Here is a 13,573-nt window from a genome sequence, read left to right as displayed (position 1 = left end):
GACGCGGACGCACATCCTGGTTCCACCCGAGTTCAACCGAGGTCCTGCGCAGCCCAGCCGGGCGCATCCATGCGAACGGCTCCGTCTCCGATAAGCGACTTCAACCGCGCCTCAAGCGTTGCGAGTTCAGAGACACCAATTTGCTGTTCCCATTTCTTGCGCAGCTCATCAAAAATTGCTTCCCCCTGCCGCAAGACGTTAAATCCGAGAGGGGTGACCTGCAGCCGTTTGCGACGAGCATCGTGGGGATCCGATTCGCGTGATACATAACCGCGGTCGAGGAGAACTGCGATCGTCTTCGATGCCGCCTGCTTCGAGACAGACATGCGACGACCCAAATCCGAGGCGCTATCGGCGCCTGCAGCGATAGCGCGCATCGCGAAATCGTGGACTGGACGAAAATCGTCATACCCGCGAGCGGCCAGTTCGACCATCGCTGCGTCTACGAGCGTGCGATAGCCGCCCAGGAGGAGGAGCGCGAGATCGGCGCCAGATCGAGACATATTGTTCCTTCCTTTGTTAAACACGTTTCCATCTATTCTAATCCAATGCAGGATCATTTTCCAGCCTTATAATTCAATACCGTATCCCCCCTTGCTTCATTGATGGGGATGTAAGGTACTTTTGTCCTGTAACCCTGCAGAGGATGAGAAAAGCAAACCATTGTGCAAAAAGAATCAGAACAAATATTGTTTTTATATTCATTTGAACGCCGACTGGCACCTGGCAGCCTCGGCATGCTCGTGTTCAATTGCCCCAGCCGCTCTCGCTCGGCGTCCGGTTTATGGACGATGGCGCAGGCCTGTTGCTTGCGCCATCACCGCACCTCAAGCCGTGTCGATGCTCTTCAGGAAGTCAAGGATCACGGTCGACAGAGCTGCCGGTGCCTCCAGGGCGACGTAGTGGCCGACGCCTTCGAGTTGCACGGATTTGATACCGCCGCCCGTGATCTGACTCACAGTTCTCGCAGTGAACGGTCCGCCACCCGCACCGATAGCCAGGATTGGCATGGTCAGCGGGTTCGTTTCGGCGAGTGCCTTGATGCTGTCGCCTTCGGTGAGCATCGACTGGTAGAGACCGATCGCTCCGCGCCAGCCGTTGGGGCGGGAATATGTGCGAACGAACTCGTCAATGTCGGTGTCAGTGATCGACCCTTGAACAGCGGTCATGGCCGGGAAGGCCCAATCTCTTAGGAATTCCCGTTCGCGACCAGCGAGCAGCATCTCGGGGATACCGGATGCTGCCAGGACGCCAATATGCCAGGAGCCGCCGTGAGTGATGTCACCCAGGGCTTCGAGCCCGAATCCGGGGAGGCCCATCTCGATCGCGGTGAAGCTGCGAACATCTTCCGGATACGTGGCCGCGAGTCGGAAGATCGTGGCTCCACTGATGTCCTGCCCCGTGAGGTGCACCGGACCTACGTCGAGCTGCTTGATGAGATGATGCAGATCTTCGGCAGATGTTGTGCTGTCGTAGTCACCCTCAGCGTTGCCTGAGTCACCGAAGCCGCGCAAGTCCACGGCAAATACTCGGTGGTTCAGGGCAAGCAAAGGAATAAGCTTATGGAACGCCCACCAGGTCTCCGGAAAACCGTGGACCAATAGGATCGGAGACCCGGTGGTGCCAGCGGATACGTAGTGAATCGTGGTTCCGTTGACGTGCGTCGTGTGATGCGCGATTCCAGAAATCGACGTGTTTGAATTTGTGATGCTCATTTCTAGTTCCTCCTCCATTTAGTTAACCTTGTTTTCTCAATTAGACAACCTAGATGTCCATTAATATAGACAACCAAGTTGTCTTTGTCAAGTAATTCTTATTCCTTAAGCTTGTTGAAAGCCAAACACGTACTGAGGACGCTATAATAGAAAAAAGGAACCATCGACGGTTAATGGTTCCCTTTTTTCTATATTTCACAAGTGAATCAATTGCATAATGAAAGTTGAGTTATTAACTCAACTTTCGCAGCTTAACTCCTTGAACAAACCCTTGATATAACGAGGTAAACCTGCAATCCAATCCTGTAGTTGACAAAATACAGACTGCTTACTCAGTTTTGTTGTTGTGTCGGCCATTTGCAGAAACAGGGCCATTAATTGTTGAAGAGCAGAATAAAAATTCAAGTCGCGAACTTCATCGGCGTACAGTGCAACGGTTACCAAAAAAACAACCCCCGAAACCAAAATAGTTCCGGAGGTGATTGCTTTACTTATTTCTCCCTTTTTAAATAGCCTTCCGTTGTCCACTTGCCTTTGGAAGCACAAAGTTTTCCAGAGGTCTGCTGACCTACACCTTAATAGCTCTCCAACACGCATCCAATGTCTGCCGAATCTGCTCCTCACCAAAAGGATATTTTCCTCCCAAATATCCCCTTATCGAAGTAGCAACCATGCCTTTGATGAGATGACAGCAAAACATTGGATCCATTTCGTTGACGATGCCCTGCCTCTGACCTTCTTCGATAATTCCAAAAATCTCAATCATCGCAGGATTCATCATATTTCTCACTTCTTCGTAGATGTAAGGAGAATCGCTGTATCCTTCCAGAAACAGAATTTCTTTGGGGAAGCTCAGCCCGTAATCCACCATGCGTCTCAGAATGCCCCTGGATCGTTCATAGATAGTAAGATTAGGATCATAGCCGGTCATGATCACCTCTCCCATGTGGATGAGTACACTTTTATAAAGCTCACTAACCAGCTCTTCTTTGTTATTATAATAATTATAGAAGGTGCTGGAGCCGACATTGGCTCGTTTAAAGATTTTCGGAAAAGTAACGGACTGTATGCCCTCTTCAATGATCAAGTCCAGCGTTGCAACCATAATATCCTCTCGCTTACCCGTGTTTACCCCTCCCTTTACGGAAAATATTTTCTAGTTTATTATAGTTTTGTAACATCACAATGTCAATATTGGAATTATAATTCCGCTAAATCAGTCATAATCCATTGATTTTTATTGTGATATAAGAAAAATCACCTAAAAATAGAATAGTAATTCTAAATTATTGACAACTACACCTTCAGTCCTTATAGTGATATTAGAAAATATTTTCTAAACGCAATTCGCAACGTTCATACAACTTTTTATAAATCAGGAGGTCATATCAATGGTCAATTATAAAGGCAAAGTCGCACTTGTTACAGGAGCTTCATCCGGCATAGGAGAGGCATACGCAAGAGAGCTTGCCGCAAGAGGCAGCCATGTCATTGTGGTTGCACGCTCGAAGGATAAACTGGAGGTTCTCGCAAAGGATTTGAAAGCTGCCTATGGAGTAAACACCTATGCTCTGGTCAGTGATCTCTCTAAGCCCGGGGCTGCTGGAGAACTGGCAGAACAAGTTAAGGCGCTTGGCCTGAAGGTGAACATTTTGATTAACAATGCAGGGTTCGGCACGCACGGTCGGTTTGAAGAAATCCCCATGGATCGTTACCGGGAAATGGTTGATCTGAATATCACCTCACTCATGGATATGACTGCTCAGTTTTTACCCTACATGCAGCAGCAGAAGGATGGCATCATTGTTAATGTCTCTTCTTTTTTGGCTTTTTATCCATTCCCTTATATGGGGGCTTACGCCGCTACCAAAGCGTTTGTGCTATCCTTCTCGGAATCGCTCTGGGCTGAGAACCGGCACTTGGGAATTCGTGTTCTGGCGCTGTGTCCGGGAGCGACCAAAACAGGATTTTTCGATGTGGTCGGTACTACAGATTTGCCGGGAGGCGTTACGGGTACTCCTCAATCCGTTGTAAGGACCGCCTTTCGTGGACTTGAGAAGAATCGCAGCTATGTGGTAGACGGTATCGGCAATTACTGGATTGCCAACAGCAGCCGCTTTTTCACACGTAAATTTATGGCCGCCTTCTCTGAGCGTATAGCACGCAATGCATCGAAGAACTAAAAGCCGGGATTCTTGAAGAATCATTTTTCGAATATATTCTTTACTGATAGTAAACTACCATGAAAGAACGGATTAACTTTCAAGCTTTGTGATGCAGCATAAGTGATGGATGACGGGAAACGATAGTTAAACATAAAGGGTTCTACATATTACTCATGCATAATATGTAGAACCCTTTACTTTATTTGATTTTCTTAAGTTTAGGTCTTGATAATTTCTAGTCAAAACACTTTATTTTCACTGAACTCAACTTCCTCAGCATGGAATAGGCAGGTAAGCCTTGATGTAGCTGGGTAAATCGGCTATCCAGTGCTGGAGTTGACTTTGAATAAGCTTCGAAAGTTATTTGCTGGCTTTCTGCGCGACATCGTTTAGGATATCGACCAGTTGCTGAAGGGCGGTCACCCAATCTAGGGTGGCCACTTCATCGCAAAGTTCATAAAACAAGCCGCTCAGTGTACGAGGGTCGGTACTGGTGCGGTGCTGCCAGGCTAGAACGATATAGCGGGCAAATACAATGGTGGTGTGACTAATGAGCAAGTCATACGAGCGACCTTGAAACTCCTTTTGCAGGCGCAGCAAGGATTTGGTGCACTTGAAAAAGACCTCTATGTCCCAGCGCATCCGATAGATTCGGATGACTTCCTCCGGCGCCAAGTTCAAATCGGTCGAGAGTAACGCCAGCCATTCCTTCTTGTGGGAGCGATGGCGAATAAACACCACCATGGCGGGAATCCCAGGGGTCAATTCCGTGTAGATCACACGCAGTATATCCCGATTCGCTCCCTGTACTGGCGTGGCTTTGTAGTATAGGTCTCCTAAGGAGAGACGACGCCCCTCTACCCGAAAGCGCTTGTTGTCGTTTTTCACCATCCCGATGACGTCCAGTCCTTGCTGAAGAAGCGTCCCGATGAGCGGCGTCTGTGCAAACCAACTATCCATCAAGACGTAGGTCGCGGTGACGCCTGCCTGAAGGGCACGCTCCACCATGCACGGAATGACTTGTGGGGCGGGCAGTAAGGACTCCAGCCGCCGCTTATAGCCACAGGTTCTTTTATCCAGATGCTCCGCAAGACCTTGAACGGAGGATTTCACCGAACTGAGTAGGGAGAAATCCAGAGGAAGGAACGAATGTCCATCCGTTTTAACCCATGCCCCCCTTGATATAAGGCTATAATTTCGATTAAACTTTACAAATAACTTTAATGTTATCACAAGGAGACACAAGCAAAGGAATATGAAACCTAATGACCTTGCCAAAACATTTTCCATCAGCACAAGCACGTTATTCGAAGCTGCTCCTCCAGCTGATCCATCGCATCCCTGATATCAACTGAGTCATAATCAGACACGTGCATCGGTGTGCACACATCCTCCACATCATCCACCGGGACCAATCTCGCTTTCTTTCTCAGCACTTGATGACATTCGTTGATCAAAACCCTGAATATCCAGGTGTTAAAATACTCCGCTTTCTTTAACGTATGAAGCGATTTATACGCCTTCAGAATCGTCTCCTGAATAGCATCGGCGCAATCCTCGTCTCTTTGCAGAATGGAAAAGGACAGCTTGTACATCTTCAGTTTGATGTCGAGCACAAGCCGGATAAATGACTCGTGATTCCCCTTCTACTAATTTCTGAATTTCTGTCTTTATTCTATTATTCAAGAAACGGGCTGTCCAAAAGAATAATTTCATTGGCGCCAGGCCGCAGCTCTATTCTGCCTACTTAGACAACAAGCGTCAGCAACTTATCTTGGGCAGTAACCGATGAGCTTGTTGTTTCAATTACATCCAAGTAATCACCAGTATTTGAGATAATAATTGGAGTGATCGGATTGTAACCGGCTTCCTTAATTTTCTCCAGATCAAACTCAATCAACAGATCCCCTTCACGGACCTGATCGCCTACCTTAACCCGAGGGGTGAAATACTGTCCTTTTAATTGCACCGTATTGATTCCAATGTGAATAAGTATTGCCGCACCACTCTCAGATAGCAGAATTACAGCATGACCTGACTTAAGGATGGTACCAATCGTACCGTTCACTGGCGATACGGCTTGGCCAACACTTGGAACAATGGCAACCCCTTTCCCCATAGCACCTTCTGCAAAAGCAGGATCAGGAACCTCAGTCAAGGATTTCACAGCTCCAGTTAATGGGCTAAGAAGCACCTCTTTCCTCAAGATCGGCGCCCCCCCTGTAGGGTTTGAACTTGCTTTCGCTGGAACAGCTTGTACTTCTACAGCAGGAGCTTCAGCACTTGCCTCAGTCACTGAAACAGCTTTTTTGTCCTGGTATCCGAAAAGAACCGTCAGAACCAAACCGATGCCCATAGCAGCGGCAATGCCGATTAAATAATAACTAACAGGTTCAAATGCACCGATCGAGAAAATATTCTGGAAAACAAATGCTGTAGCATACGTATGGAATCCTCCGTTAATCGCTCCTCCAATAGCTCCAGCAATAATAACATATGGTATTGTGCGCTTATAGCGCAGTAAGATACCATAGACAGTGGGCTCAGAAACACCCGCTAACAACAGACTTAACGTAGAGGAGCCAGCAATTGATTTCAGAGTCTTTTCTCTGGATTTCAGGAATACTCCCAGTGCCACCCCAGCCATTGCAAAGTTAGAAGCTGCCCACATCGCAAGGATTGGATCGGTTCCCTTCGTCAGATTTGCCAGCACGATGGGAATAATGCCCCAATGAAGACCAAATACAACAAGGAAGAAGATTAACCCGCCAATAACAGCACCAGTTAATAGCCCACTTATTCCCATAAGGTAATTGATGGCATCCGCTATCGCATTTCCGATATATACACCAAACGGACCGAAGATCATCGCAGTAAGTGGTACAATAAAGGCTAAAGACAACAATGGAACCAAGAACGTTTGAAGCTCTTTATGGATGATTTTCTTTAGATATTTCTCCACGTAAGAGAAAATCCAAATTGCTATGAATACCGGAAAGACGGTTGATGAGTAATCCATCAAGACTACAGGGATGCCTAGAAAGGAGGGCGTATCTCCGTTAGCTAATAATCCCGTAAAGTTAGGTTCCATTAATGCCGCACCGATAACTCCACCTACATAAGGATTGGCTCCAAATTTGGTCGCTGCAGTGACGCCCAGAAATATAGGCAGGAAATAGAAAACAGCATTAGCTGCTGCAGCCAGAATGAGGTAGGTCCCACTTTCCGCAGATACCCATCCAAAGGTTGTAAACAGGGTTAAAAAGGCTTTTAGTATCCCTGCTCCGGCCATTGCAGGCAAAAGGGGAGAGAGGCTTCCGGAAATCACCGCAAAAATTCTGGACAGAATCTTCTCCTTAGGTTGATCTGCATCCGCTGATACAGAATTTCCTGTTCCAAATTTAGTGGTTTTCACAATCTCTTGATATACGTGTGCAACATCATTGCCAATAACCACTTGGAATTGACCACCACTTTCTACGACTGACAGGACACCCTCTAAGCTTTTCAGCTTCTCTTTATCGGGTAATCGATTATCTTTCAAATTAAATCTCAAACGGGTTGCACAATGGATCAGATTCGTTATATTCTCCTCTCCCCCAATATTCTGCACAATATCCTTGGCTAAATTTTCGTATTTCATTTGCGCTCTCTCCTCTAGACTGTTCTTGTATATGAAATAAAAAAGCCTGAACAGGTGACAAAGCACACTGGACGAACCAGTACACTTATCACTTATCCAGGCTTTGCCCAACTCATGGTAACAACCCTGTAATTTATTGTTATAGGCTAATTATCTGCTGGTCACTCGCCTAATATGGAGCATGAAATAGACCATTTCACCATTGGTTGTCTCAACTTGATACTTATCCTTTAAATAAGCCCTTACCTTCTCACTGCAGGCGAAAGCTTCGGGATACTTGGCACTAACCTGTTCGTACAGCTCGTCATCCTCTGAAGGAATGGATTCATGACGCATCGTGCGATACGAAAAATATTTCAAGTGAGTCACAAAGCGGCTATAATTTAACGATTCTTCGTCCAACTTAATTCCATAGTGGAGAGTTACTATATTAAGTATTTCTTGAACCATCTGGGTTACCATTAAGGTTTGTTCCATTTCCTGGCCATCCTGCTGTCCATTCACAAAATGCATTGCGATAAAACCGGCTTCATCTACAGGCAATTTGACCCCTGTTTCCTTTTCAATTAACTCTAAAGCATGCATTGCCGTGTGATATTCTTTTGGATAGAATTTCTGTATCTCCCAGAGCAGCGCATTCTTAAGACTTAATCCCTGTGAATAGCGAGTGATTGCATAACTAATATGATCTGTAAGAGCCAGGTAGATATTATTGCTAAAGGAGGTCTTTAGATCTTTTTTTGCATAACGGATGATCTGATCTGTCAATTCTAGATGCTTGGGAGGAATCTCACTAAGTAAAGCAGATAGCCGTTCAGATAATTCTTTGGTCTCCATCACAAAAGTCTTCTCAATTTTTAATGGATCAATATCTTCACCTGGAGTTTTCTGATAGGCCAGCCCCTTTCCAATAACAATGATCTCAGATCGATTAGGTCCTTCAACCAATGCAACATTATTGTTAAATATTTTTTTTATCCTCATGAGTTCGCCCACTTTATATTTTTTGCTAAAAAAAAGCCTAAACTAATCCATAACTAAATATAATCTAGCACGGATTGGTTTAGGCTTTGCCTGCAATGCAGTAACAACCCTAATATAAATTGTAAGTACATTATATAAGAGGCGGAGAGCGTTTTCAAGTGAAAAATGATTTCAATAATTGGGCTTCGTCGCTATAGTAGGTCCATGATTTACGAATTGTTCAAAGTAACACTCCAACTGGAAGAACATTGGAAATTAATGCATGTAGAGTTCGACAATCAGGATATACATTTTTGCTTTAGTTTCCATGAAAAATACACCCCTTATATCGGTTGACCCAGGGGGGTCCAATGTCAATTATAGGGGTGCACTTTAAGAAGATAGAAGAATACATGATTTATTACAAGCAGGGACATTTCAAAAAGCTAGGCAATCTTTCGCTAATGAAATATCGTGATTAGACCGCCCATTAAAAAGACGTTCATATTTAACTTAGCAAGAATTATTCAGTACACGGACTATCCAAAAGGATAATTTCATTTGTCCCGGGACGCAGTTCCACTCTCCCGCCAAGCGGCAGAATGAGCTTGGGATCGGTATGACTGGAATCAAAGTCAACGACGATAGGGACTTTATCCGCTCGATGGAGATATGACTGCGATTTTAGAGCCAGGTATAATTTTTTTCGGTTTAATCATAATGATCCTCCCCTCATAACTGAAAAGAAAAGGCCACGATTGCACACCCAAGCCTGATGCCGAATGTATTCGTGATCTCTTACGCTTCCCGCCTCAATCAGAACTGTCCAAAAGCAAGCATTCTCTCCTTGGAGAAACGAGTCATCGACAGGACAACCTCCTGTGCTGCACGGTAGTCTTTCCGCTCCAGAGCTGCAAGAATGTCTCCATTGACTCCAATCGCACTGTAATGTTTGATATGCGGAGTCAGCTTGAACCGAACCATGGAGTACATGCACAGCTTATCCTTAAATGAATCAAAGGTGGCTCGTGATTTTCATTATGGTGTTCAGTGTGGAATATGTATCTAATAGGTACAAAATGAAACTGATAGGTACAAAATGAAACTGAAAAATTACTTATAGGAGTGCTACTCATGTCAACACAACCTTCACAGCCTGTATTACAACAAGGCCCCTTGGTGCAGGCCAAGTATAGCGAAAATAACCTGATTACCCTTCAGTGGAACACTGCAGCCGATATCGAAATTGCTGCTGTCTATCATTCCGCTCAACCTGAATTTGATGAGAGCCAGAGCGTGCTACTGGATACCCAAATTCAGCCGGGTGGCGCATCTTTTACGAGGCCGTTATCTCATGGACGCAATTATTATCATGTAAAATTCACAGACGGCTTGGTGTCCACCGTAACGGATCGGATGATCTGTACCGATGGTATCATCAATTTTCGCGACATGGGAGGTTACGCAACCCGGGATGGGCGTACAGTGCGCTGGGGGACACTGCTTCGCTCGGCCGACCTTCATGAGCTGAGCCAGCGGGATATACAGGCGGCGGATACACTGGGGATTGATTGGATCTGTGATCTGCGCAGCGATTTTGAAGTCGTGGATCGTCCTTCTCCAGCCATCGGCAAAGCGGTCAATACCAACATTCCGTTTATGGCTGAAGCTAACCCGGAAGAAATGCAACGAGTCACCGGATTGGATTTGAATGCTGGTTACAAAGCCATGATTCTGAACACAGAGAAATGTGCTTTAATATTGCGCGAGCTGTTAGTCGAAGGGCGTGATACTGCGTTATTCCATTGTGCCGCAGGACGTTGTCATTGAGGATTATGAGCTCACCAACCTGGCTGTGGGCGGATTGATGCAGCGCTTCTTAAAGGATAGAGGCAAGTATATCGGGATTATGCCCGATCTTGACGACGAAATTCCCGAGCTGATGAAAGCAGCCTTTATTCAGGCTTCGCTGGAAGCTATCGATGAAGCTTACGGCTCCTTTGACCGGTATCTTCATGATGGACTTGGCATCACAGCGGATGAAAGAGCGGTATTGCAGCATAAATATCTGGTCTAATTGTCAACAGCCCCTGGAACTCTTGTAAGAAGACTGCCCAGGGGTTTCTCTATTCCAAAATCTACATGAATTAAAGTAAGATAATAGTATCTCGAAAAGCGATAAGCGTCTTTTGTTTTGTAGAGTAAAAGCCAGTGAAATGATATCTAACAGAGTTAAAAGAAAAAGAGGTGTTGGCATGGAGATCAACTTAATGGACCGCATTAAGGGCGGGCTGTACGGAGTGGCTGTGGGCGACGCTCTTGGCGGAACGACCGAGTTTATGAGCACGCGGGAGATAGAGGCGAAGCATGGCTATTTGACAGAGATCATCGGCGGCGGGGTGTGGCACTTGCAGCCGGGGGAAGTGACCGACGATACGATGATGACACTTTGCGTGGCGGAAGGGATTCTCGACAATCCTGTGGAGCCGATGGATGCAATCGGGCGTTTTTTTATGGAATGGTACCAATCGCAGCCCAAAGACATAGGCAATATCATCCGTCAGGTTTTTCAAAGGTACGAGGGAGACTGGTTCGAAGCTGCCTTTATTGCGCACATGGATTTGGGGCAAAGCGGCGGCAATGGCTCCCTCATGCGATGCCTGCCGGCAGTCATGGCTTACAAGGACCCGGCGGCAATGGAGCAAGTGACGGTCCTGCAGTCACGAATGACGCATTACGATCCAAGGTGCGCCGAAGTCTGCGTCATGTACAACCGAATGGCCTACCGCCTTTTGGAAGGCGAAAACATAAGAGCAGCCATCCTGGCTGAGGTGGCGGGAAGTGAATACGAAGATATCATTGAAGCACAGCCGGATTGCCCGCCGAACGGCTTTGTGGTACATACCTTCCGTTGGGTACTGCATATTTTGCTCCATGCGCAGGATTTTGCAGAGGTCGTACAGCAGGCGGCTAATCTGGGAGAAGACTCCGATACGATTGGCGCTATCGCTGGCGGACTGGCAGGTATACATTACGGATACGAGGGCATACCTGCCCGATATGCGGAAGCGATCCTTATCAAGGAAAGGCTCGACCGGGTGATTTCGCAGCTATATGTGCTAAGAACTTCATGAAGCCAAAGAAGCAGCCACCAAGAGCTGCTTCTTTAACTTAGGAAAACGCAAGCGCGGCTTAGTAAGCTTCTGGACAAACAATTTTACGAATATCAGCCAGCGGCACCTTTGGTACCCGGTCATAGGTCAGCAGACCGTTGATTTCCTGCTCCACATCTGTCAGCTGCGTATAACAGAAGCCCTCTATCACAGGAGATATGTACATAGGCCGGATCACAGCCTGCAGCCGTTGCAGATAATCCTCGTCGTCCTTTGCGCCGGAATATCCCCAGCCGTCCCAGTCGCTTTTCTTATAGGCAATGCCGCCAAACTCGGTAATCATGATTGGCTGCCCCTCATATCCGGCTCCGCCCACAAAAATGCGTCTTCTGCCGGGCAGCGAGCTTACCGAACTCCCTACCGATGCGTAGCGCTCTGTCAGCACTTTCTCTCTCCATTCGTAATCATGGATCGCCACGATATCTGTCCTCATCATTTCCCAGCCGTCATTGTAAATGACAGGCCGGGTCGCATCGAGTGATTTGGTCAAATGATACATCGTCAATCCATACTGCTGCTGCCGCTCGTCAACCTGGGCGTTCGGAATACCCCAGCTTTCGTTGAGCGGAACCCACACGATAATGGAGGGATGATTGTAGTCGCGATCGATGATTTCCTGCCATTCCTTCGTAAATTTGCGGACATATTCTTCCGAATAATTATAGGCGTTCGCCGCCTCGCCCCAGACGAGCAGCCCTTTCCGGTCGCACCAGTACAGGAAGCGCGAATCCTCTGTTTTCTGATGTTTACGCACGCCGTTGAAGCCCATCTCCTGCGTCAGCTCAATATCGCGCAGGAGCGCTTCATCGGAAGGCGCCGTCAAGATTCCTTCCGGGAAATACCCTTGATCCAGCACCAGTCTCAGGAAATAAGGCCGGTTGTTCAGATGAAGCTGCCCATTTTCAACCGTAACCTTGCGCATGCCGAAATAGGAGGTCACGGTATCTGCAACTTCCTCCCCGTCCAACAGCTCAAAAGTGATGTCGTACAAATTCGGTTTCTCCGGGGTCCACCAGCGGCCCAGTCCATGATCATTGAAGTCATGCAGGCCGACGGTGCGCACCTCTTCCGTATGCCGGACCGTAAATTCCTCTTCTGATACGGCCTCACCTGCAAAGGAAATGGTCATGCGCACCCTCACCTTGCGCTCTGCAGCTGCTGCCGTATAAAACATACGGATTTGGATGTCATTGCGGTCGATATCCGGCGTAAATTTCACTCTGTTCAGGCGCACTTCATCGACCGGCTCAAGCCAAACAGTCTGCCAGATGCCTGTGGTGCGTGTATAAAAGATGCTTGCCGAATCCTGCTTCCAATACTGCTTGCCCCGCGGCAACGTTACATCACGGCTGAAATCCTCAACGCGGACTACAATCGTATTTTCTCCGTTTGCAAGCAAATCGGTGATGTCTGCTTCAAAAGGAGTGTGCCCCCCTTCATGGGACACGGCCCAGCGGCCGTTCACCCATACCGATGCGGAATAATCCACAGCGCCAAAATGCAGCAGGATACGCTTGGACTTCCATTCCACAGGCAGCGTCAGCTGCTTGCGGTACCATACCAGGTCGTGAAAGTCCGGATCTCCGATCCCACTCAGCTTGCTTTGAAAAGCAAAGGGAACCTGAATTTTTTTATCGAAAGCTGCACTGTTCTCCGGCTCATACCATCGCTCACGGTCACCCCGTAGCTCATCATCAAATGCAAATTCCCATTCCCCGTTCAGATTTAACCACTCTTGTCGTGCGAACTGCGGACGCGGATATTCCGGTCTTGGCTGGGTACTCATTGCTCTCTCCTCTTTCTATGTGAATTTTTACATGCGAAATCTTATAGTGATGATGGCTCAACCCGAAAATCGGTGCTTGACGACTGGCCATTGGAATGAGTAATCGTCATCGTTTCCGCTAACGGACC

Annotated in this window: 10 protein-coding genes and 3 pseudogenes; 3 read left to right on the top strand and 10 right to left on the bottom strand. The window is 47.1% G+C overall.

Annotated elements, in window-relative coordinates:
* Positions 1-32: 32 nt before the first annotated feature.
* The 4 genes and pseudogenes from ACE41H_RS04610 to ACE41H_RS04595 all read right to left on the bottom strand — a co-directional run bounded on the left by ACE41H_RS04610 (position 33) and on the right by ACE41H_RS04595 (position 2,820).
* Positions 33-503 (bottom strand): MarR family winged helix-turn-helix transcriptional regulator, encoded by a 471-nt coding sequence (locus tag ACE41H_RS04610; protein ID WP_375353636.1) that lies wholly within the window; start codon positions 501-503, stop codon positions 33-35.
* Between the two features lie 324 nt (positions 504-827).
* Positions 828-1,715, bottom strand: a complete 888-nt coding sequence (locus tag ACE41H_RS04605) for an alpha/beta fold hydrolase (protein WP_375353635.1) — start codon at positions 1,713-1,715, stop codon at positions 828-830.
* 237 nt (positions 1,716-1,952) lie between these two features.
* Positions 1,953-2,144: pseudogene (locus ACE41H_RS04600) on the bottom strand (IS4 family transposase); the annotation flags it as partial.
* A gap of 139 nt (positions 2,145-2,283) precedes the next feature.
* On the bottom strand, positions 2,284-2,820 hold the full coding sequence (locus tag ACE41H_RS04595) for a TetR/AcrR family transcriptional regulator (protein WP_375353633.1): 537 nt from the start codon (positions 2,818-2,820) through the stop codon (positions 2,284-2,286).
* A gap of 286 nt (positions 2,821-3,106) precedes the next feature.
* Here ACE41H_RS04595 and ACE41H_RS04590 point away from each other — a divergent pair, with 286 nt between their 5' ends.
* Positions 3,107-3,898 carry an SDR family NAD(P)-dependent oxidoreductase gene (locus tag ACE41H_RS04590; RefSeq protein WP_375353632.1) on the top strand — a complete coding sequence of 264 codons (792 nt, stop codon included), beginning with the start codon at positions 3,107-3,109 and terminating at the stop codon, positions 3,896-3,898.
* 255 nt (positions 3,899-4,153) lie between these two features.
* On the opposite strand, the pseudogene ACE41H_RS04585 reads toward ACE41H_RS04590, so the two are convergent.
* From ACE41H_RS04585 to ACE41H_RS04565, 5 genes and pseudogenes are all read right to left on the bottom strand, one after another.
* A pseudogene (locus ACE41H_RS04585) lies at positions 4,154-5,050 on the bottom strand (IS4 family transposase); the annotation flags it as partial.
* A 119-nt stretch (positions 5,051-5,169) separates the two neighbouring features.
* Positions 5,170-5,496 carry a sigma factor gene (locus ACE41H_RS04580; protein ID WP_375353631.1) on the bottom strand — a complete coding sequence of 109 codons (327 nt, stop codon included), beginning with the start codon at positions 5,494-5,496 and terminating at the stop codon, positions 5,170-5,172.
* Positions 5,497-5,627: 131 nt separating this feature from the next.
* Positions 5,628-7,523 (bottom strand): beta-glucoside-specific PTS transporter subunit IIABC, encoded by a 1,896-nt coding sequence (locus tag ACE41H_RS04575; protein WP_375353630.1) that lies wholly within the window; start codon positions 7,521-7,523, stop codon positions 5,628-5,630.
* A gap of 150 nt (positions 7,524-7,673) precedes the next feature.
* Positions 7,674-8,507, bottom strand: a complete 834-nt coding sequence (gene licT / locus ACE41H_RS04570; RefSeq protein WP_375353629.1) for a BglG family transcription antiterminator LicT — start codon at positions 8,505-8,507, stop codon at positions 7,674-7,676.
* A gap of 795 nt (positions 8,508-9,302) precedes the next feature.
* Positions 9,303-9,479 (bottom strand): hypothetical protein, encoded by a 177-nt coding sequence (locus ACE41H_RS04565; RefSeq protein ID WP_375353628.1) that lies wholly within the window; start codon positions 9,477-9,479, stop codon positions 9,303-9,305.
* Between the two features lie 141 nt (positions 9,480-9,620).
* Here ACE41H_RS04565 and ACE41H_RS04560 point away from each other — a divergent pair.
* Together ACE41H_RS04560 and ACE41H_RS04555 are read left to right on the top strand one after the other, a co-directional pair.
* A pseudogene (locus ACE41H_RS04560) lies at positions 9,621-10,563 on the top strand (tyrosine-protein phosphatase).
* Between the two features lie 178 nt (positions 10,564-10,741).
* A complete protein-coding gene (locus tag ACE41H_RS04555; protein WP_375353627.1) occupies positions 10,742-11,620 on the top strand; it encodes an ADP-ribosylglycohydrolase family protein in 879 nt (292 codons plus the stop codon).
* Between the two features lie 58 nt (positions 11,621-11,678).
* Here ACE41H_RS04555 and ACE41H_RS04550 read toward each other — a convergent pair whose 3' ends face one another.
* Positions 11,679-13,445, bottom strand: a complete 1,767-nt coding sequence (locus ACE41H_RS04550; RefSeq protein WP_375353626.1) for a glycoside hydrolase family 2 protein — start codon at positions 13,443-13,445, stop codon at positions 11,679-11,681.
* Positions 13,446-13,573: the final 128 nt, after the last annotated feature.

Source organism: Paenibacillus enshidis, assembly GCF_042136365.1.
GTDB lineage: Bacteria > Bacillota > Bacilli > Paenibacillales > Paenibacillaceae > Paenibacillus > Paenibacillus enshidis.
This window is presented reverse-complemented; position numbering and strand designations above follow the sequence as displayed.

What these genes read in the sequence shown, in the direction of transcription:
- ACE41H_RS04610 (WP_375353636.1), bottom strand. Translation starts at nt 503, where the DNA reads ATGTCTCGATCTGGCGCCGATCTCGCGCTCCTCCTCCTGGGCGGCTAT.
- ACE41H_RS04605 (WP_375353635.1), bottom strand. Translation starts at nt 1,715, where the DNA reads ATGAGCATCACAAATTCAAACACGTCGATTTCTGGAATCGCGCATCAC.
- ACE41H_RS04595 (WP_375353633.1), bottom strand. Translation starts at nt 2,820, where the DNA reads ATGGTTGCAACGCTGGACTTGATCATTGAAGAGGGCATACAGTCCGTT.
- ACE41H_RS04590 (WP_375353632.1), top strand. Translation starts at nt 3,107, where the DNA reads ATGGTCAATTATAAAGGCAAAGTCGCACTTGTTACAGGAGCTTCATCC.
- ACE41H_RS04575 (WP_375353630.1), bottom strand. Translation starts at nt 7,523, where the DNA reads ATGAAATACGAAAATTTAGCCAAGGATATTGTGCAGAATATTGGGGGA.
- licT (WP_375353629.1), bottom strand. Translation starts at nt 8,507, where the DNA reads ATGAGGATAAAAAAAATATTTAACAATAATGTTGCATTGGTTGAAGGA.
- ACE41H_RS04565 (WP_375353628.1), bottom strand. Translation starts at nt 9,479, where the DNA reads ATGTACTCCATGGTTCGGTTCAAGCTGACTCCGCATATCAAACATTAC.
- ACE41H_RS04555 (WP_375353627.1), top strand. Translation starts at nt 10,742, where the DNA reads ATGGAGATCAACTTAATGGACCGCATTAAGGGCGGGCTGTACGGAGTG.
- ACE41H_RS04550 (WP_375353626.1), bottom strand. Translation starts at nt 13,445, where the DNA reads ATGAGTACCCAGCCAAGACCGGAATATCCGCGTCCGCAGTTCGCACGA.